The sequence below is a fragment of the Burkholderia savannae genome, assembly GCF_001524445.2.
GTDB classification, from domain to species: domain Bacteria; phylum Pseudomonadota; class Gammaproteobacteria; order Burkholderiales; family Burkholderiaceae; genus Burkholderia; species Burkholderia savannae.
Genome location: NZ_CP013418.1, coordinates 1,987,236 through 2,005,559, shown reverse-complemented (window position 1 = coordinate 2,005,559; position 18,324 = coordinate 1,987,236). Strand labels below are relative to the sequence as shown.

General features: G+C 68.6%; 17 protein-coding genes. 5 read left to right on the top strand and 12 right to left on the bottom strand.

The features are described from left to right. Positions 1-128: 128 nt before the first annotated feature. The gene (locus WS78_RS29985) at positions 129-1,043 is read right to left on the bottom strand and encodes a LysR family transcriptional regulator (protein ID WP_038755020.1); all 915 of its coding nucleotides are present in this window, start codon (positions 1,041-1,043) and stop codon (positions 129-131) included. A gap of 128 nt (positions 1,044-1,171) precedes the next feature. Between WS78_RS29985 and WS78_RS29980 the strand changes: the two genes are divergently transcribed. The 4 genes from WS78_RS29980 (at position 1,172) to WS78_RS29965 (ending at position 5,451) form a co-directional block, all read left to right on the top strand. Continuing rightward, complete coding sequence (locus WS78_RS29980; protein WP_059575669.1) at positions 1,172-2,479, top strand: MFS transporter; 1,308 nt, start codon at positions 1,172-1,174, stop codon at positions 2,477-2,479. Next, on the top strand, positions 2,476-4,014 hold the full coding sequence (locus WS78_RS29975) for a M81 family metallopeptidase (RefSeq protein WP_059575737.1): 1,539 nt from the start codon (positions 2,476-2,478) through the stop codon (positions 4,012-4,014). The genes WS78_RS29980 and WS78_RS29975 overlap by 4 nt, the downstream gene beginning before the upstream one ends. A gap of 88 nt (positions 4,015-4,102) precedes the next feature. Then, entirely contained in the window at positions 4,103-4,678 is a 576-nt protein-coding gene (locus WS78_RS37845; protein WP_226377258.1) for a hypothetical protein, read from the top strand. Between the two features lie 5 nt (positions 4,679-4,683). Further along, positions 4,684-5,451 carry a FadR/GntR family transcriptional regulator gene (locus WS78_RS29965; protein ID WP_059575667.1) on the top strand — a complete coding sequence of 256 codons (768 nt, stop codon included), beginning with the start codon at positions 4,684-4,686 and terminating at the stop codon, positions 5,449-5,451. A 126-nt stretch (positions 5,452-5,577) separates the two neighbouring features. Here the strand turns inward: WS78_RS29965 and WS78_RS29960 are convergent, their stop codons facing one another. The 4 genes from WS78_RS29960 to WS78_RS29940 form a co-directional block, all read right to left on the bottom strand. Next, the gene (locus tag WS78_RS29960) at positions 5,578-7,008 is read right to left on the bottom strand and encodes an amino acid permease (RefSeq protein WP_059575665.1); all 1,431 of its coding nucleotides are present in this window, start codon (positions 7,006-7,008) and stop codon (positions 5,578-5,580) included. Positions 7,009-7,092: 84 nt separating this feature from the next. Further along, on the bottom strand, positions 7,093-8,166 hold the full coding sequence (locus WS78_RS29955; protein WP_059575663.1) for a porin: 1,074 nt from the start codon (positions 8,164-8,166) through the stop codon (positions 7,093-7,095). Positions 8,167-8,335: 169 nt separating this feature from the next. Then, on the bottom strand, positions 8,336-8,734 hold the full coding sequence (locus tag WS78_RS29950; protein ID WP_059575660.1) for a RidA family protein: 399 nt from the start codon (positions 8,732-8,734) through the stop codon (positions 8,336-8,338). 311 nt (positions 8,735-9,045) lie between these two features. Next, positions 9,046-10,263, bottom strand: coding sequence for an amino acid aminotransferase (locus WS78_RS29940; RefSeq protein WP_059575658.1), 1,218 nt, complete (start codon positions 10,261-10,263; stop codon positions 9,046-9,048). Positions 10,264-10,500: 237 nt separating this feature from the next. On the opposite strand from WS78_RS29940, the gene WS78_RS29935 reads away from it, so the two are divergent. After that, positions 10,501-10,977 carry an Lrp/AsnC family transcriptional regulator gene (locus WS78_RS29935; RefSeq protein ID WP_038755035.1) on the top strand — a complete coding sequence of 159 codons (477 nt, stop codon included), beginning with the start codon at positions 10,501-10,503 and terminating at the stop codon, positions 10,975-10,977. 422 nt (positions 10,978-11,399) lie between these two features. Here the strand turns inward: WS78_RS29935 and WS78_RS29930 are convergent, their stop codons facing one another. The 7 genes from WS78_RS29930 to WS78_RS29900 are packed head-to-tail and all read right to left on the bottom strand — an operon-like array spanning position 11,400 to position 18,320. Beyond that, the gene (locus WS78_RS29930) at positions 11,400-12,356 is read right to left on the bottom strand and encodes a type II secretion system F family protein (protein WP_038755041.1); all 957 of its coding nucleotides are present in this window, start codon (positions 12,354-12,356) and stop codon (positions 11,400-11,402) included. 58 nt (positions 12,357-12,414) lie between these two features. After that, positions 12,415-13,392 carry a type II secretion system F family protein gene (locus tag WS78_RS29925; protein WP_059575736.1) on the bottom strand — a complete coding sequence of 326 codons (978 nt, stop codon included), beginning with the start codon at positions 13,390-13,392 and terminating at the stop codon, positions 12,415-12,417. Positions 13,393-13,419: 27 nt separating this feature from the next. Beyond that, positions 13,420-14,787, bottom strand: coding sequence for a CpaF family protein (locus WS78_RS29920; RefSeq protein WP_038755047.1), 1,368 nt, complete (start codon positions 14,785-14,787; stop codon positions 13,420-13,422). A 21-nt stretch (positions 14,788-14,808) separates the two neighbouring features. Then, positions 14,809-16,017 carry an AAA family ATPase gene (locus tag WS78_RS29915; protein WP_038755050.1) on the bottom strand — a complete coding sequence of 403 codons (1,209 nt, stop codon included), beginning with the start codon at positions 16,015-16,017 and terminating at the stop codon, positions 14,809-14,811. A 22-nt stretch (positions 16,018-16,039) separates the two neighbouring features. Then, positions 16,040-16,501, bottom strand: coding sequence for a TadE/TadG family type IV pilus assembly protein (locus WS78_RS29910; protein WP_038755053.1), 462 nt, complete (start codon positions 16,499-16,501; stop codon positions 16,040-16,042). After that, the gene (locus WS78_RS29905) at positions 16,498-17,004 is read right to left on the bottom strand and encodes a TadE/TadG family type IV pilus assembly protein (RefSeq protein ID WP_038755055.1); all 507 of its coding nucleotides are present in this window, start codon (positions 17,002-17,004) and stop codon (positions 16,498-16,500) included. The genes WS78_RS29910 and WS78_RS29905 overlap by 4 nt, the downstream gene beginning before the upstream one ends. A gap of 59 nt (positions 17,005-17,063) precedes the next feature. Next, entirely contained in the window at positions 17,064-18,320 is a 1,257-nt protein-coding gene (locus tag WS78_RS29900; RefSeq protein WP_038755058.1) for a pilus assembly protein TadG-related protein, read from the bottom strand. Positions 18,321-18,324 lie beyond the last annotated feature (4 nt).

Sequence of the window (18,324 nt, the reverse complement as noted above, 5' to 3'; positions counted from 1 at the left end):
GCATCGGCCGAGCGCATCGTTCGCGCGACGCGCCGGCGCTCATGCGCTCCCGCGCTCACGTGCGCGTGCGCGTGCCGCGTCGGCGCGCATCAACGATCGCGCGCCGGCGGCGCTTCGCGCGCCGCGCGTCAAACCTTGAACGACGGCAAATCCCGCACGATCTGCGCGAGGATCTCGTTCGCCGCGCGCGGCAGCGCGCGCTCGTTGTGAACGAGCACCTTGCCGCAGGGCGAGTTGAACAGCGGATTGCGCATCCGCAGCGCGACGATCTCGCCGCATTCGAGATCGTCTTCGATCAGCAGGCGCGTGAGGAACGCGACGCCGTTGCCCGAACGCACGAAGCGCCGCATCGCGGGCACCGAGTTCGTGACGAGCCGCGGCGCGAGCGGAATGTTCTCCGCATGCGCGACGGTGTGCACGATCTGCCCGACGCCGTAATACGGCGCGGGCATCAGCGCGAGCGGATAGCTGACGGCCTCGCGCAATTCGAGCGGCTCGCCGCGCTTCGCGAGCGGATGATCGGGCGCGACCGCGAGAAACGTCGGATGCGCGACGCTCAGGCACTCGCGAATCTCTTGCGGCAGCGACGGATTGTACGTGAGGCCGATATGCGCACGTTTGCGTAATACGTCATCTACGACGCCGTCCGCGGTGCGCACGTTCAATGCGACCGATACGTGCGGATGCCGATGCAAAAAACGTGTGATAACGGAATCCATCAGGTCTTCGACATAGCCGACCGTCAGTGCGATCTCGACGCGCCCGCGCAATTCGCCGTGCAAGGATTCGTGGAATTGCTCTAATCCGATTCGGCACGCGTGCGTGTATTCGACGAGGAGGGTGGCGGCTTCGGTCGCGATCATGCCGTGCTGCCGGCGCTCGAACAGCGGTGCGCCGATTTCGCTCTCGAGCAGCTGCAACTGCCGGCTGACGACGGATGGCGCGGTGTTCAGCCGTTCTGCCGCCGCGCGGATCGATCCGTGGTCGAGGATTGCGTGGAAGTAGCGGAGGCGGTTGAGATTGACCTGGAACGATTGATCCATACACTTGTTGCCTTGCAAAGCAACGGCCGTACACCAAAGTTGCTGTCACTGGGATCATACAGTATGGAGATAATGGCCACGACAAATGAGCGCGGGAGTACGCGCACGCAGATTCCAATACGGGCCATATGAGAGAACAGAACGCTTCCGGAAACGCGCGCTCGCGAATCTATCGAAAGGTCGACATCCGCATCCTCGGGTTTCTCGCAGTCTGTTACGTCACGGCCTATATCGATCGCATCAACATCAGTTTCGCGAAGCTCGCGATGCAGACGGACCTCGGATGGAGCGAGGCCGTGTACGGCCTCGGCGCCGGAATTTTCTTTCTCGGCTACATGGCGTTCGAGGTGCCGAGCAATCTCTGGCTCACCCGTATCGGCGCGCGGCTCACGCTGAGCCGCATCATGGTGTTGTGGGGGCTGACATCGGTCGCGATGATGTTCGCCACCGACGTGACGACGTTCTACGCATTGCGTTTCCTGCTCGGCGTGTTCGAGGCGGGTTTCAGCCCCGGCATGCTGTTCTGTCTGACACGCTGGTATCCGGAGGCGCGAATGGCGCGCGCGATGGCGATGCTCTTGTGTGCGGGACCCGTCGGCGCCGTGATCGGCGGGCCGGTGTCGACGCTCATCATGACGCAGCTCGCGGGCGTGTATGGTCTGACCGGCTGGCAGTGGCTGTTTCTGCTCGAAGGGTTGCCGGCGGTGCTGCTCGGCGTCGTGCTGTTCTTCACGCTGAGCGAGCGGCCCGCCGACGCGAAGTGGCTGAGCGAGAGCGAGAAGGCGATCCTGCTCGCCGAGATCGGTTCGGCGCCGCGTGCGGCAAGCCGGCACACCGCGTTTCGCGAGGTCCTGAAAGATCCACGAATCTATGCGATGGCGTTCTCCTATTTCGCGATCATCTGCGGTCTCTATGCGGTCAGCTTCTGGCTGCCGACGCTGCTGCGCGGCGCCGGCGTGAAGAACCTGCTGCATATCGGCGCGCTGACCGCGCTGCCCTATCTCGCGGCGATCGTCGCGATGCAGGTGATCGGCCGGCGCTCCGACAAGCGCGGCGAGCGGCGTCTGCACAGCGCGATCGCGCTGCTGCTGAGCGCGGCCGCGTTGACGGTCACGGTGGTCGCGGGCGATCGCTTCGTCGTCGCGATGGTCGCGCTCGTCGCGGCGACCGCGCTGATGTATTCGGCCTACGCGGTGTTCTGGGCGATTCCCGCCGATTATCTGAAGGGCGACGTCGCCGCGGGCGGCATCGCGCTCATCAATTCGATCGGCCTGTTCGGCGGCTTCGTGAGCCCGACGGTCATCGGCTGGATCAAGACCACGACGGGCAGCCTGCAGGCCGGGCTGATGGTGATGGTCGCGCTGTTCGTCGCGGGCGCGATCGTGCTGCTCGCGAACCGCGTCGACGCGAAGAAATGGAGCGCCGCCGCATCATGAAGATCCTGGTCGCCGGATTCCGGCACGAGACGAACACGTTCGCACCGAGCAGGGCGTCCTACGCGAGCTTCGTCGCGGACGGCGGCCGCTATCCGCTGTCGCGCGGCGCGGAGATGCACCGGCTGAAGGGCATGAACCTGCCGATCGCGGGCGCGCTGGCGGCGATCGAAGACGCCGGGCATGTCGCGCTGCCCGCGATCTGGGCCGACGCGGCGCCGTCGGGCGTCGTCGAATCGGTCGCGTTCGAGCGGATCGCGGGCGAGATCGTCGACGCGGCGAAGCGGTGCGACGCCGACGGCATCTACGTCGACCAGCACGGCGCGATGGCGGCCGAGCATTACGACGACGGCGAAGGCGAACTGCTGCGCCGGCTGCGCGAGACCGTCGGCGCGCGGGTGCCGATCGTCGCGTCGCTCGATCTGCACGCGAACGTCACGCGGCAAATGCTCGACAGCGCGGACGCGCTCGTCACATATCGCACCTATCCTCACGTCGACATGGCGGACACCGGGCGCCGCGCGATCGCGCTGCTCGACACGCTGCTCGGCAAGCGCGGCCGTCATCGCCATTTCCGGGCCGCGCGGCGCGTGCCGTTCCTGATTCCGGTCAACGCGATGTGCACGTCGCTCGAGCCTTCGAAGAGCGTGTTCCGGCTGCTCGACCGGCTGGAAACGGGCGGCGTGCGGTCGCTTTCGTTCGCGCCGGGCTTTCCGGCCGCGGACTTCGCCGAATGCGGGCCTTCGATCTGGGGCTACGGCGCCGATCCCGTCCAGCTCGCGCGCGCCGTCGACGCGCTGTACGAGCACGTCGTGTCGATCGAATCGGAGTGGTCGGTGCGCTTCATGTCGGCGGACGAGGCGGTGACGGAAGCGATCCGGATCGCGCGCCGCGCGGACAAGCCGGTCGTGATCGCCGACACGCAGGACAACCCGGGCGCGGGCGGCGGCTCGAACACGACGGGTTTGCTGCATGCGCTCGTTACGCATCGCGCGCCCGATACGGCGCTCGGGCTGTTCTTCGATCCCGCGGCCGCGTGCGCCGCGCACGCGGCGGGGCTCGGCGCGTCGCTCGAGATCACGCTCGGCGCGGAGAGCGGGCTGCCGTTCACGGGGACGTTTCGCGTCGAGTCGCTGTCGAACGGCCGCTGCCATTGCCATGGCCCGATGCTCAAGGGCGCGACGCTCGAGCTCGGCCCGACCGCGTGCCTGCGGATCGGCGACGTGCGCGTCGTCGTCACGTCGGCGCGCGTGCAGATGACTGACCGGAGCTTCTACCGGATCGCAGGCGTCGCGCCGGAAACGATGAAGATTCTGGTTAACAAGAGCTCCGTGCATTTTCGGGCGGATTTCGATGCGATCGCAGATTGCGTGCTGATTGCGAAAGCGGGCGGCTGGATGGCCGCCGACCCGGCCGATCTGCGCTGGACGTCGCTTGCCGACGGGATGCGCGTGAGCCCGTGCGGCGCGCCGTTCTTCGGCTGCGGCGCGCCGTGCTCGACGCACGCGGACGGGATCACGGGAGAGATGCGGATATAGGACGAATGCAGTGATGCGAGCGGCCGCGCAAGGTGCGCCAACACCCGGCGCGGCCTGACCACGGAAGACTTTCAGCGAAGACCCCACCATGGCTGTCGGCATTGTACGGCAACGTCCATGCCTCGTCGCGCGCGCGCCGCTGCGACGGCGCTGCGCGTTGCGTTTCCTGAGGCAGGCGCGAGGTCGCGGCGAGCGTCCGGCCGCGGCCCACGCGTTCGCGCTCGCGCTCGTGCCGCGCGCGGGCGCCGCGCATGCGGCGGCCAAACCGTCGCGCGCGCCGGACTCGCCGGATGCGCGCCGATCGCCGTGTGCGCGGGAACAGGAACAGGTCATTTCCTCGCTGCGCGCCGATGCCGCCGCGCCGGCCCGGCGCGCGCCCGGCTCGCCCGCTTTCCGCTCCTTCGCGCCCGGCACGCGCCCGGGCGCATCGAATCGATTGTCACGACGCGCTCCGCGCGCGTCGCGCCCCATCTGCCGCCCGGTGGCCCGGTTGTCTGCGGCAGTGGCCTTGCGATCGGAACATGCTCCGATCGCGCTTTTTATTCCCGAGGCAGCGATTGTCGCAGCCGGTCCCGCCTTCGCATGCGTTCGTCGCGTTGCGGATGCGTTCACGTCGTCGCGCCTTCCGTTTTCAGCGAAGGAACCCCGTTCCGAACTTGGATGAGTACGATGAACTCCTTTGATACCAACCATCTCCTTAACCCGGCGCGCGCGCTGGCGAGACCGTTCGGCGATTCGGCCGAGCGCCGTTCGCTGAAGGCGTCCCCGCGCGTGCAGCGCGTGCTCGACGAGCTCGTCACGCGCATCGTCGACGGCGAATACACGTCCGGCCTGCTGCCGCCGCAGGACGTGCTCGCGCGCGAGCTGGGCGTGCCGCGCTCGGTGATGCGCGAGGTCACGCGGATGCTGACCGCGCGGCGGATGCTGCACGCGCGGACCAAGGCGGGCACGCGCCTCACGCCGCGCAGCGAATGGCGGCTGTTCGACGATCACGTGATGCAGTGGCGGATGCGGATCGCGTCGGACACGGATTTCCTGCTCGACGTCGCCGCGATGTGCGACCTGATCGAGCCGGAGGCGGCCGCGCAGGTGGCGGTGCATTCGGACGACGCGCAGCGGCGCGCGATCCGCGCCGCGCATGCGGCGCTGCGCGAGGCGATCGAGCCCGACGCGCTGCGCCGCGCGCTCGAGCTGCTGCATGCGTCGATCGTCGAGGCGAGCCGCAATCAGTTCATCCGGCAGATGGCCGAGGTCGCGCGTGCGGGCGTGATGGCGATCGATCTCGACGCGGCGACGCTGCAGGAGCGCAACGACGCGATCCGCGACGCCGCCGCCAAGCTCGTCGCGTCGATCGACGGCCGCGACGGGGACGGCGCGCGCACGGCGATGGTCGCGCTGCGCGCGGCCGTCAGCGAGGCGAGCCTCGATCCGGCCTGAGCGGGCCGGGCGTCGTGATGCGCGCCGCCGCGCCGCCGCGCCGCCGCGTGTGCGGCGTGCGTCTGACGTTTCGCGCCTCGCGCTCCACGTCTCGCGCCCCGCGCTTCGCGCACGGCGGCGGCGCGCTTATCGCGGCAGCGTCTGCGTGTCGGCGAGCGCTTCCGGCCGGCGGCGATATCGCGCGAGATACAGCACGCTCAGCGCGACGAGAAACGGCACGCCGAACACGAGCGTCATGTGAAACTCGGGCGTGAAGTACGTCGTCGCCATGATCGCGAGCATCAGCGCCGCGCCGGCGAGCGTGGCGAACGGGAAGCCGGGCATCCGGAAGCCGGCCGCCGGCCGCCCGCTCGCCGCGCGCTTGCGGCGGAAGAAGTAGTGCGTGACGAAGATCATCATCCACGTGAACATCGCGCCGAACATCGAGATCGCCATCATGATCGTGAACGACGCGTCCGGGTAGACGATGCTCACGAGCGTCGCGATCGCGATGCCGGCCGTCGACAGCAGCAGCGCGTTGAGCGGCACGCCGCGCGCGCTGAGCCGGCCGAGGCCGTGCGGCGCGTGGCCCGCGCACGCGAGGCTGAACATCATCCGCGTCGTGATGTAGAGCTGGCTGTTCATCGCGGACAGCGCGGCGATCAGCACGACGAAGTTGATGACGCCCGCCGCGCCCGGCAGGTGAATCGCGGTCATCACCTTGACGAACGGGCTCTCGTCGCGTCCGGCGGCGGTCCACGGGACGATCGCCAGCATCAGCGCGAGCGTGACGAGGTAGAACAGCACGAGGCGGACGACCGTCGAGCGGAACGCGCGCGTGACCGCGCGCTCCGGGTCCTGCGCCTCGCCCGCGGCGACGGCGATCATCTCGATGCTCAGGTAACTGAAGATCGACACGATCACCGCGACCCACATCCCCCATGCGCCTTTCGGGAAGAAGCCGCCGTGCGCGACGTAATGGCGCAGGCCCGGCGCGCCCGCGTTCGAGCCCGCGACGAGCGACGGATCGACGAACACGACGTAGCCGCCGATCGCGATGAACGCGACGATCGCCGCGATCTTCACGACCGAGAACCAGTATTCGACCGAGCCGAACACGTCGACGCTCAGCGCGTTGACGAGCACGAGCACGGCCGAGAAGCCCGCGATCCAGATCCAGCCGGGCACCGCGGGAAACCAGTACTTCATGTACAGCGCGATCGCGGTGACTTCGGTGCCGACCGCGAGCACGATGCACGCCCAATACGCGTAGCGCACGAGAAAACCCGCCCAGGGGCCGAGGTAGTGCTCGGCGTGCGCGCCGAACGAGCCCGACGTCGGATGCGCGACCGTCATCTCCGCGAGGCAGCCCATCAGCAGCAGCGAGATCAGCGCGCCGATCGCATAGCTGATCAGCACGCTCGGCCCCGCGAAACCGATCGCGAAGCCGCTGCCGAGAAAGAGGCCCGTGCCGATCGCGCCGCCGATCGCGATCATCGTCATCTGGCTGGCGCTCAGCGTGCGGCGCAACCCGCCTTCGCGGGCCGCGATCGCGTGAAATTGCCCTTCCGAACTCATTGAATGCTCCTCCGATTGTCGTTATGGATGGCGGGCGCGCTGCGGCGCGCCCGCGCGATTGGCGTGAACGATCCGGACCGTTCGTCAGAACATGTGCCGCAGGCCGACCGCGACGCCCGTCTGATTGCCGCGGCCCGGCATCTCGGTGACGGCGCCGCCGGACACCTTGTTGTAGTCGACGCTCGCGTACGCCTGCGTCGCCTTCGACAATGCGTACTCCGCTTCGAGCACGCCCGCGTAGCGCTTGCCGCCGTTGCCGTCGATGCCGTTCACGTTGCGGATCGCATCGTAATAGAACGCGCCCGTGAGCGTGATCGCCGGATCGATCCGGTACGCGGCGCCCGCGTAGCCGATCGTGTCGTAGCGCGGATGATCGGCGAACGAGCCGTAGGCGACCGTGCGGCCCGGATCGTTCAGGTAGTCGCGATCGATCGTGCCCGTCGCGTCCTTGCCGCCGAGATAGCCGACGAACAGCGTCGCGGGGCCGACGGCGTAGCGGCCCGCCGCGCCCCACATCTGCTGCGCGCGGCCGCCGGCGTCGCGCGTCTGCTGATAGACGGCGCCGATCGTCAGTGCGCCGTGCGTGTACGCGGAGCGCACGCCCCAGTACGCGTTGCGGCTCATGCTGCCCGCGACGCCGCCGAAGCCGTAGCTCGCGCCGAGCGCGAGGCCGCCGAGCGTGTTCGCATAGCTGACGACGTTGTTCGCGTAGCCCTGCGTGAGGAAGTACGGCCACATGTTCGCCGTGTAGTTGCCGATCGTCAGCGGATCGAGATCGCCGAACAGGTTGAAGCCCTCGGTGGTCTGGCGGCCGAGCTCGACCGTGCCGAAGCGGCCCGACAGGCCGACGTACGCGTAGCGGCCGAACAGGCGAGCGCCGTCCGCTTGCCCCGATTGCGGCTCGAAGCCGTTCTCGAGGCGGAAGATCGCCTTCAGGCCGTCGCCGAGATCCTCGGCGCCTTTCAGGCCCCAGCGGCTGTTCGTGATCGCGCCGTTCGCCATTTGCACGGCGCCGCCGTTCGCGGCGTCCGCGTGCGTCGTGTAGCGGATGCTCTGATCGACGATCCCGTACAGCGTGACCGAGCTCTGCGCGAATGCAGGGCCCGACAGCGCGATGCCGATCGCGACCGGCCATGTCGTTGCTCCAAACCTGTTCATCTTCGTTTCCTTGTCGATGTGTCGTTGTGCCGGACGGCGGGAAGCCCTCGCCGCGCGGCAAACTGCCGCGGCGAGGCGAGCGGGCCGCCGCCGTCCGTGTTGCGACGCGCTCCGCGCGCGCCGCCGCCGGCCTCGTCGGCGGGCGGCGGCGCGTGGATCGAATGCGAAACTAGTCGGCCGCGCGGCTCGACGCGCGGCCGAGCGCGACGTGCGCGACGAGCTCGATGCGCATGTCCGGATGCGCGAAGCCGTGCACCGCGACGCATGCGCGGTTCGGGTACGGTGCGTCGAAGAACTCGCGGTAGACAGCATCGATGATGGGGATGTCGCGTGCGTCGGCGACGTACAGCAGCACCTGGGCGACGTCCTGCATCTGCGCGCGGGCGGCGCGCACGGTTGCGGCGAGGTTCGACAGCGTGAGACGCGCCTGCCGCGCGATGTCGCCGCCGACGATCGCGCCCGTCGCATCGACGGGACCGTGCGCGGTGAACATCAGGCCGTGCGCGTGCGTGGCCCACGAGAACGGCTGTGCGGGTGCGGGCAGATCGACGGGAATCAGTGCGGGCATGGGAGACTCTTTCGGATGTCTGATTATTGGAGCGGGGCCGCGGGCGTCGCGGCGCTCGCGCGCCGCGGCTCGGGGCGCCGGCTGGCTTCGGGTTCGGCTTGGGGTTCGGGTTCGGGTTCGGCTTCGGCTTCGACTTCGACTTCGACTTCGACTCCGGCTCCGGCTCCGGCTCCGGCTCCGGCTCCGGACCCGGACCCGGACCCGGACCCGGACCCGGCTTCGGTTCCGGAATTCGGCTGCGGCATCCGGCTTTGCCTTTCGATTTCAGCCCGGATGCCGTGCATCACGAATCACGCATCGCGCATCGCGCATCACGCCGCGACGCGCGCCCGGCGCGTCTTCAACACGCCGGCGATCGCGTTCGCGACATGATCGACGTTCGCGTCGCTCAGCCCGGCGATGCACGCGCGCCCGGAGCGCAGCAGGTACACGCCGTCGCGCTCGCGCAGCGCGTCGACTTCGGCGGGCGCGAGGCCGGTGTAGCTGAACATTCCGCGCTGCTCGACGAGGTAGTCGAACGACGCGCCCGGCACGAGCGCAGCGAGCCGCGCGGCGAGCGCCGAGCGCATCCGCTTGATGCGCTCGCGCATCGCGGCGACGTCGCGCGCCCATTGCTGCGCGAGGGCTGCGTCGTTCAGCACGGTCGAGATGAGCCGCGCGCCGTGAAGCGGCGGGCTCGAATAGATGCGGCGCACGCCCGCCTGAATCTGGCTCAGCACGCGGGCCGCCTCGCTTTCGTTCGCGCACGCGATCGACAGCCCGCCGCAGCGTTCGCCGTACAGCGAGAAATTCTTCGAGAACGAATGGCTGACGAAGACGGGCAGCCCCGCGTCGGTCATCGCGCGGATCGGCCAGGCGTCGTCGTCCAGGCTGTCGCCGAAGCCTTGATATGCGATGTCGAGGAACGGGATCAGCCCGCGCCGGCCGCACAGCGCGGCGAGCTCGCGCCACTGCTCGCGCGACAGGTCGATGCCCGTCGGGTTGTGGCAGCACGGCTGCAGCAGCACGATCGCGCGCGCGGGCAGCGTGTCGAGCGTCGCCGTCATCGCGTCGAAGCGGATGCCGTTCGTCGCCGCGTCGTAGTACGGGTACGTGTGCACGTCGAGGCCCGCCGCCGCGAACAGCACGCGGTGGTTGTCCCATGTCGGATCGCCGATCCAGATCGCGCTGTCGGGGAAATAGCGCTTCAGCAGGTCCGCGCCGAGACGCAGCGCGCCGGAGCCGCCGACCGTCTGCACCGTCGCGATCCGCTTGTCGCGCAACGCGGTGCTGTCGGCGCCGAACAGCAGCGATTGCAGCGCGCGCCGGTAGTCGGCCATGCCTTCCATCGGCAGATACGTGTGCGCGTCGTGCCGCTCGCTCAGGCGCGCCGCCGCCGCGCGCACGCTGTCGAGGACGGGCACGGCGCCGCTTTCGTCGTAATACAGGCCGATGCTGAGGTTGACCTTGCGCGGCTCGGGATCGCGCTGGAACGCCTGGAACAGCGACAGGATCGGGTCGCCGGGGTACGCGTGGATGTGTTCGAACATGGTGGAGGCGGCTTGCGGGTGACGGTGGCGGAAACAGCGGCTCGGCGCGGCGCGTCGCATCGCCCGCGGGCCGCGCCGCCGCGCCGCGTGCGGCCTTGCGGGCCGCCTCCGCTGCACGATTCATGGGGCGCATGTTATCGACGAAAAAATGAAATGTGCTTCGGAAATCGTGCTTGCCTACGTTTCGTCGTGATAGAGTCTGCGAATTGAGATTGTTTTTTTGCGGGATTCTGCGAAATGAGCCTGGATCGTACCGATATGCGCATTCTTCGCGAGCTGGAGAGCGACGGGCGCATCAGCAATCAAGACCTCGCGACGTCGGTCGCGCTGTCGCCGTCCGCGTGCTTGCGGCGCGTCAAGCTGATGGAGGAGCAGGGCGTGATCGAAGGTTATCGGTGCGTGATCGCGCCGAAGCGCATCGGCGTCGAATTCGAGGCGCTCGTGCATGTGTCGATGCGGCCCGACATCGACGACTGGCACGATTCGTTCGTCGCCGCGATCCAGTCGTGGCCGGAAGTCGTCGCCGCGCAGGTGGTGACGGGCGAATCGAACTACGTGCTGACCGTGCGGGCGCGCAGCCTCGATCACTTCTCCGAGTTCGTGATGAACAAGCTGCACCGCGCGCGCGGCGTGATGTCGACGAATTCGAGCATCGTGCTCGCGACGCTCAAGCGCGACGGCTCCGTGCTCGATCTCGCGGCCAAGCCCGCTTAGCGCCCGTTTGGAAATGCAAATTTCCGCCCTCGTAGCCACGCTGATGTAGAGCGCTGCTTTGAAAGTGGCCCGTGGGCAAGGAATGCAGGCGTGGGCCAGATGAGCTGGAATTCGCCATTTCATCCATTTTCAAACGGGCTCTGAGCGCGGCGCGCGGCGGGGCAAGCGCGAGCGCCTTCCGTACGTGATTCACGCCGCATGCGCGGCGTGTCTTCTTTCGGGTGATCGGGTGATCGGGTGATCGTGCAATCGGACGGCGCGGGCGTGCGGCGAACGTGCGGCCGCCGAACGCGGCGCGCGGCCGGCTTTCCCCGCCCCGCCCGCCGCGCGGCTTTCGCATTCTTGTCGTCGGCGCGGCGGGCCGGCCGCCCGCGCGGCGCCGGCGGCACGGCGATACCACCCGGCGCCGCCGCGAGCGCCGCTCAACCGCCCGTCATCGTCGGCAGCAGCGTCCGGTAGATATGGATGAACGCGGGCCCGAGCAGCACCGTCAGCAGCGCCGGGAAGATGCAGAAGATCAGCGGAAACAGCAGCTTCAGCGCGATCTTCGCCGCGCGCTCCTCCGCGCGCATCCGCCGCTGCGTGCGCAGCGTGTCCGACAGCACGCGCAGCGACGCGCCGATGCTCGTCCCGAAACGGTCCGCCTGGATCAGCATCGCGCTGAACGCGTCGACGTCCTCGGCGCCCGTGCGCAGCGCGAGGTTGCGCAGCGCGGCTTCCTTCGAGAAGCCGGAGCGCATCTCGAGCAGCATCAGCCCGAGCTCGTCCGCGACGACCGGGCTGCGCAGCCGCAGCTCGTCGGCGACTTTCGTCAGCGCCGCGTCGAGCCCGAGGCCGGCTTCGACGCACACGGTCAGCAGATCGATCGCGTCCGGAAAATCCTCGACGATCATGCGCTGGCGCGACGCGATGCGGCGCGCCAGCATGGCGTTCGGCAGATAGAAGCCGAACGCGCCGATCAGCACGAGCATCGCCGACACCGAGTACGGGCTGTCGCCGAGCGCGGTGCCGATCATGAACGGCATCGCGGCCGCGGGCAGCGCGAGCGCGAGCACGGTCTTCGCGGCGAAGTACAGGTGCGCCGCGCCCGGCGAACGCCATCCGGCGTTGATGAGGCGCAGCCGCAGCGGCGAATTCTCCCAGCCGGCCTTCGGCAGCGACAGCTTCGAGATCGGCTGCGAGATTTCGGCGAGCTTCTCGACCCAGACGGCCGGCGGCGCCGGGCCGTCGCCCGTCGCAACCGCGGCGCCGCCGATCTGCTCGAGGCGGCGCGCGAAGCCGCGCGGCGCGAGCGCGAGCCACGCGCCCATCACCCCCGCGACGACGACCGCGAACAGGCCGAACAGCAGCAGGATTTGCGTGACGTTGAGATTTTCCATGACAGTCCCCGAATGTCGTTCAACGAATGATTGATTGCCGGATGTGCCGCGCGCCGCTTCACACGCGAATGCGGATGATGTGCCGCATCCACAGGATGCCGAACGCCATCGACGCGATCGTGACCCCGACGAGCAGCATGCCGGCCGGGTCCTGCCAGAGCACCGCGATGAAGTCGGGATTCATGATCGACAGCAGGCCCGCCGTGCCGAACGGCAGCAGCGTCAGGATCAGCGCGGACAGCTTGCCTTCCGCCGACAGCACACGGATCTTGTCGAACAGCTTGAAGCGCTCGCGGATCAGCAGCGCAATGCCGTCGAGCAGCTCGGCGAGGTTGCCGCCCGTCTCGCGCTGGATCAGCACCGCGATCACGAAGTAGCGCAGGTCGGGCACCGGCACGCGCGTCGCGAGATTCAGCAGCGCTTCCTGAAGCGGCACGCCGTAGTTGATCTCGTCGAACGTGATCCGGAACTCGCCGCCCATCGGCTCGGCGAATTCGCCGCCCACCATCGAGATCGCGCTCGAGAACGCGTGGCCGGCGCGCAGCGCGCGCGCGATCATGTCGCATGCGTCCGGCAGCTGGCGTTCGAGCTTGCGCAGGCGGCGCGTGCGACACCGCAGCACGAACAGCGTCGGCAGGCTCACCATCGCGACCGACACCGCGGCGGCGGCCCACAGCGGCAGCGGCGCGAAGCTGAGCGCGACGAACACGACGAACGGCATCGCCAGCGAAATCCACGCGAGCTTCACGACCGACCACGCGAGGCCCGATTGCTCGATCATCAGGTCGAGCGTCTGCACGCGAGGCAGGCGCATCAGCAGGCGGTCGAACGGCTTCGCGTCGTTGAGCATCCGCTCCTTGAGGATCGACAGCCGCTCCTTCTGCACCTGGCCGCCCGCCGACATCGCGCGGATGCGCGCCTCGATGCGGCGCGCGGCCGGCCCGTGGCGGGCGTTCCACCATTGATAGACGCCTTCGAACGCCAGCACCACGGCGACGAACAGCAGCAGGATGAAACCGTAGAAGATCGGGTCCATGACAGGCTCCTTCATGCGGCGCGGGCTTTACGCCACTTCGAAGCGGCGCGCGGGATCGTACATCGCGTCGGGCAGCTGGATGCCGAACGCGTTCAGACGCTCGGTGAACTTCGGCCGCACGCCCGTCGCGGTGAAGTGGCCGAGCACGTTGCCGTTCGCGTCGAGACCGGTGCGCTTGAACGTGAAGATCTCCTGCATGTTGATGATTTCGCCTTCCATGCCGGTCAGCTCCTGGATGCTGACGATCTTGCGCTTGCCGTCCGTGAGGCGCGTGGTCTGCACGACGACCGACAGCGCCGAGCTGATCTGCTGGCGCATCGTCTTCGGCGGCAGCGAGAGGCCCGCGACGCCGATCATGTTCTCGAGCCTCGTCAGCGCGTCGCGCGGCGTGTTCGCGTGGATCGTCGCGAGCGAGCCCTCGTGGCCGGTGTTCATCGCGTTGAGCATGTCGAGCGCTTCGGCGCCGCGCACTTCGCCGAGAATGATGCGGTCGGGGCGCATCCGCAGCGCGTTGCGCACGAGCGTGCGCTGCGTGATCTCGCCCTTGCCCTCGATGTTCGGCGGGCGCGTCTCGAGCCGCAGCACGTGGTGCTGCTGCAGCTGGAGCTCGGCGGCGTCCTCGATCGTGACGATCCGTTCGGCATCCGGAATGTAGCCGGACAGGATGTTCAGGAGCGTCGTCTTGCCGCTGCCGGTGCCGCCCGACACGAGCACGTTGACCTTCGCGCGCGCGAGCGCTTCGAGCAGCTGCGCCATCGGCGGCGTGAGCGTCTGGTAGTTGACGAGATCGTCCATCTTCAGCGGGTTGACCGCGAAGCGGCGGATCGACATCAGCGGGCCGTCGATCGCGGAAGGCGGGATGATCGCGTTCACGCGCGAGCCGTCGGGCAGGCGCGCGTCGACCATCGGGCTCGATTCGTCGATGCGCCGGCCGACGCGCGACACGATCTTCTCGATCACCTTCATCAGGTGCGCGTCGTCGTAGAACGTGACGTCGGTCAGCTCGAGCCGGCCGAACCGCTCGACGTAGACGGCGCTCGCCGTGTTGACGAGGATGTCCGACACGGTCGGGTCGCGCAGCAGCGATTCGAGCGGGCCGAAGCCGAACATTTCGTCGTAGATGTCGATCGTCAGCTGGCGGCGCTCGAGATCGTTCGCGAGCAGCTTCTCTTCGTCGAGAATGCGCGCGATCAGCGTCGCGATCTCGTTGCGCACCTGCTCGGCGGGCAGCCGCGACAGGCGCTCGAGCTCGACGCGCTCGAGCACGGCGCCGTGCATCTGGCGGCGCAGCTTCTGATACGCTTCGCGCGCCATCGCGGTGGCCGCGCCGACGGCCTCGTTTCGGGACATGAACGGTGGCGCGCGCCGCGTGGACATCTGGTCTCGCAATGACATGATGGTCTCCTCGAACGGGTATTACATCGATTTGAGTTTGGGCGTCGCGCCGCGGCTGAAGAGCCGGGCGAACAGCGGCGCGTCGTGCTCGGCGTCGCGCCGCGGGCGCTGCGCGCCGTCGACGAGATGCTTCGCGAACGCCTGCAGGCTGCGCGCGACGGCGCAGCCGCGCGCGAGCCGCGACAGCGGCACGCCCTGGTCGACGGCCTCGCCGACCGCAGCGGGATCGTCGGGTATCACATACGAAGCGCGCATGCTCAGCACTTCCTCGAGCGCCGCGCGCGCGCGCTCGGACGCGCGCGTCTGCCGGTTCAACACGAGCTGGATGCGATCGAGCGGGCAGCCGAGCGACACGAGCAGCTCCTGCAGGCGCCGGGCCGCGCGCACGTGCGGCATGCTCGGCTGCAGCACCACTTCGATGTGATCGCTGCGGTCGAGCGCGACCATCGACACCGCGTTCAGGCTCACGCCGAGATCGAAGATCACGAAGTCGTAGCGCGGCGCGGCGACGCCGAGAATCCATTCGAGCGCGTCCTCGCGCAGGTCTGCGGCCTTGAGCGGATCGCCCGCGCCCGCGAGCACGTGAAACGTTTCGGTCACGCGCACCACGCTCGCGTCGAGAAACGCGCCGTCCAGTCTTTCGAGCTGCCCGCAGAGCTGCGCGATGGTCGACGGCGGCGTCTGGTCGCTGACGAGGAACGCGGCGTCGGCGAACTGCTGGTTCAGGTCGATGAGCAGCGTGCGGCGCTTCGAGTCTTCGGCGATCTCGTACGCGACGTTACCCGCGATGAAGCTCGTGCCCGCGCCGCCCTTGCACGACATGAACGACACGACGCGCGTGTCGGGCGTGTCGCGCTGCGTGCATTGCAAGGCCGCGCGCTCGAGCGCGGCGTCGAGCACGCGCGGCTCGACCGGCCAGGGCAGCACGTCGCGCACGCCGGCGCGCATCGCGTCGAGCAGCGTCTGCGACGACGCGTCGGTCGTCACGAGCATGCACGTGAGGCCCGGATGCAGGCGGCTCAGCTTCTCGATCGCGGCGAGCTCGGCGGTGTCGAGCGCGACGCCGTCGATCATCAGGATGTCGAATGCATCGAGGCCGTCGGTGCGCTGTACGATCTGCGCGGCGCGGCCGACCGTGCGCGTGACGCGATAGCGGCCGGCATCGCCGACGAGCCGCGCGAGATGCGCGAGCCGCGATGCGTCTTCGGAAGCGACGAGGATGTTGATCATGGTCGTTGACCTCGCGTGGATTTCATTGACAGACCGTGCCGCCCGTCGACGTCGCGAGACTTTCGCGGGGCAGCGTGGTGACGAAGGGGGGCATCGCGAGCGTGAGCGGCACGAACGGAATCAGCGTCTTGACCGTCACGTTCGTGACCGACACGGTGACGAACGTGCAGGTGCTGCGCGCCGTCGCCGCGTCGGAATCGCAGCCGGCGGGCGCGTACGACAGGCTCACGTTCGCATTGCCGATGAGCGGCATCAGCTGGCTGATGCGCGTCTTCACGACGGACGCGTCGGCGTCGCAGACGGCCGCCGTGCGTGCGCCGAGCCGGACCGCCTCGCTCGCGGTGTTCCAGTAGAACAGCACGCGGCTGAACTCGCAGATGCCGATCAGGATCGTGCAGAGGATCGCGGCGACGAGCGCGAACTCGACGGCCGCCATGCCGCGCTGCGCACGGCGCCGGGCGAGGGAGAAGGGGCGCGCGTTCATGACACTTGCCTCATCACGGTGACGATGTTGCCGAAGGTCAGCGTCGGCAGCCCCGGGAAGGCGGGGATCGGGCGGTATTGATAGCCCTTGATCTTGACCTCGACGAGATTGATGCTGCCCGCGAGGTTCGCCGGATCGGGCGAGCCGTTGTTGGTGTCGTAGGTCGGCACGTTCGCGAACTGCGCGGGATCGGACGCGTCGCCGCAGTTCGTCGTGTGCGACGCGTCGCACACGACGACCATCGACGTCGTGAGGCCGGGCGCGAGCTCGCTGCCGGTCGAGCCGCAGGTCGTGCTGCCGTAGACGGCGAGGCACTGCGCCTGCGCGACCGGATACGCGGGGTCGGTCGACAGGTACGTCGACAGATAGCGCGTCGCGTCGCGCGTCGCTTTCGTCAGCGCCTCGTACTGGTAGATCGCGCGGCCGAACTCCGCGACGCCGGTCACGAGCAGCACGAGCGGAATCATCACGATCGCGAATTCGACCGCGACGGCGCCGCGCATGCGCGACGCGCGGGGAGGCAATGAGAGTCGGTTCATGATCGTCTCGGTTGATCATGCGTTCATTGGAGCAGCACGGGCACTTGCGGGCCGACCGAGCTGCCGTTGCCGGGCGTGCCTTGCGTCGCGCACGGGCTGCCGGCCGCCGTCGACGAGCCGCGATATTCGAGGTGCACGGGGCTCGCGCTGCCGCCGGAGCCCATCGGGTCGAGCATCAGCACGCAGTCCCACGACAGCACGGGCGCGCTGTGGCCGTTCAGCAGCACCGAGCAGTCGACTTCCGGCGCGAGCGCGAGACGCCGGTCGGCGCCCGCGGGGTAGTAGCTCGCGTTGTACGAGCCGCCCGTGTTGATGCCGGTGATCAGGTCGCCCTGATAGCTCGTAAACGTCAGGCGCTTGCTGACGAAATCCGAGTACGCGCTGCTCTGCGCGGGCCACGTGGTCGCGTCGTACGCGTAGCCGGTGAAATCGGGCGTGCCGTACGACGGATTCTTGTACGGATTCGCGTAGATGCCGAAGCGGGTGTTGTATGCGTTCGTCGTCGCCGCCTTGTTGCCGGGCGTGCCGACCTGCGAGCCGGTCGCGGGCAGCGAGCAGTAGTTGCCCGTCAGCTCGTTGGCGATCGACGACGCGCTGTTCGATCCGTCGAGCGCCGACCAGCCGAAGTTGCCCGAGCCGAACGACGGCGGCGAGCCCGTCTTCGCGGCGAGCCAGTCGCCGATGTTGTACGACGCGCCGGCCACGGGCGGGCTCGTTTGCGTGCCGGCCTTGCAGATGAACACCGGGATCGCGCAGGTGGTCTGCGCGGCGCCGACGGTCGCGACGGCCGTCGCGGACACCGACGCGTTCGCGACGCTCACGCCCGGCACCATGTTGAGCGTCTGGATGAACCAGTTGACGATGCCCGTTCGCGACGTCGTGCACTTCACGTACTTGATCGACGACGGCGAGGCGATCGAGCTCTTCGGCTGGAACGGATTGCTGAGCGAATCGGTGAACGTGACGTTCGAGTTCGTCAGCATCTGAACGGGAAACTGCTCGAACAGCGCGTAGTTGAGGTGGCCGGCGGTGATGCCGGCCGCCTCCGGCACGGACAGGCTGATGGCGCCCGTCAGGTCGCGCGCCGCGGCGAGCGCGCACGCGTCAGCGCTGTTCTGCAGCTCGCTGCGCGTCACGTAGAGCTTGCCGAGATCCAGCGCGAGGCCGACGAAGCCGATCAGCACCGCGAGCATCAGCGCGACGAGAATCGACACGACGCCGCGCTGGCGGCGCCGCCCGCCGTGAAGGGCGGCGCCTGACGAGGAAGTGACGCGAGACATGACG

Excerpts from the sequence above, each read along its gene's own strand:
- WS78_RS29985 (WP_038755020.1), bottom strand. The coding sequence starts at position 1,043 with ATGGATCAATCGTTCCAGGTCAATCTCAACCGCCTCCGCTACTTCCAC.
- WS78_RS29980 (WP_059575669.1), top strand. The coding sequence starts at position 1,172 with ATGAGAGAACAGAACGCTTCCGGAAACGCGCGCTCGCGAATCTATCGA.
- WS78_RS29975 (WP_059575737.1), top strand. The coding sequence starts at position 2,476 with ATGAAGATCCTGGTCGCCGGATTCCGGCACGAGACGAACACGTTCGCA.
- WS78_RS37845 (WP_226377258.1), top strand. The coding sequence starts at position 4,103 with ATGGCTGTCGGCATTGTACGGCAACGTCCATGCCTCGTCGCGCGCGCG.
- WS78_RS29965 (WP_059575667.1), top strand. The coding sequence starts at position 4,684 with ATGAACTCCTTTGATACCAACCATCTCCTTAACCCGGCGCGCGCGCTG.
- WS78_RS29960 (WP_059575665.1), bottom strand. The coding sequence starts at position 7,008 with ATGAGTTCGGAAGGGCAATTTCACGCGATCGCGGCCCGCGAAGGCGGG.
- WS78_RS29955 (WP_059575663.1), bottom strand. The coding sequence starts at position 8,166 with ATGAACAGGTTTGGAGCAACGACATGGCCGGTCGCGATCGGCATCGCG.
- WS78_RS29950 (WP_059575660.1), bottom strand. The coding sequence starts at position 8,734 with ATGCCCGCACTGATTCCCGTCGATCTGCCCGCACCCGCACAGCCGTTC.
- WS78_RS29940 (WP_059575658.1), bottom strand. The coding sequence starts at position 10,263 with ATGTTCGAACACATCCACGCGTACCCCGGCGACCCGATCCTGTCGCTG.
- WS78_RS29935 (WP_038755035.1), top strand. The coding sequence starts at position 10,501 with ATGAGCCTGGATCGTACCGATATGCGCATTCTTCGCGAGCTGGAGAGC.
- WS78_RS29930 (WP_038755041.1), bottom strand. The coding sequence starts at position 12,356 with ATGGAAAATCTCAACGTCACGCAAATCCTGCTGCTGTTCGGCCTGTTC.
- WS78_RS29925 (WP_059575736.1), bottom strand. The coding sequence starts at position 13,392 with ATGGACCCGATCTTCTACGGTTTCATCCTGCTGCTGTTCGTCGCCGTG.
- WS78_RS29920 (WP_038755047.1), bottom strand. The coding sequence starts at position 14,787 with ATGTCATTGCGAGACCAGATGTCCACGCGGCGCGCGCCACCGTTCATG.
- WS78_RS29915 (WP_038755050.1), bottom strand. The coding sequence starts at position 16,017 with ATGATCAACATCCTCGTCGCTTCCGAAGACGCATCGCGGCTCGCGCAT.
- WS78_RS29910 (WP_038755053.1), bottom strand. The coding sequence starts at position 16,501 with ATGAACGCGCGCCCCTTCTCCCTCGCCCGGCGCCGTGCGCAGCGCGGC.
- WS78_RS29905 (WP_038755055.1), bottom strand. The coding sequence starts at position 17,004 with ATGCGCGGCGCCGTCGCGGTCGAATTCGCGATCGTGATGATTCCGCTC.
- WS78_RS29900 (WP_038755058.1), bottom strand. The coding sequence starts at position 18,320 with ATGTCTCGCGTCACTTCCTCGTCAGGCGCCGCCCTTCACGGCGGGCGG.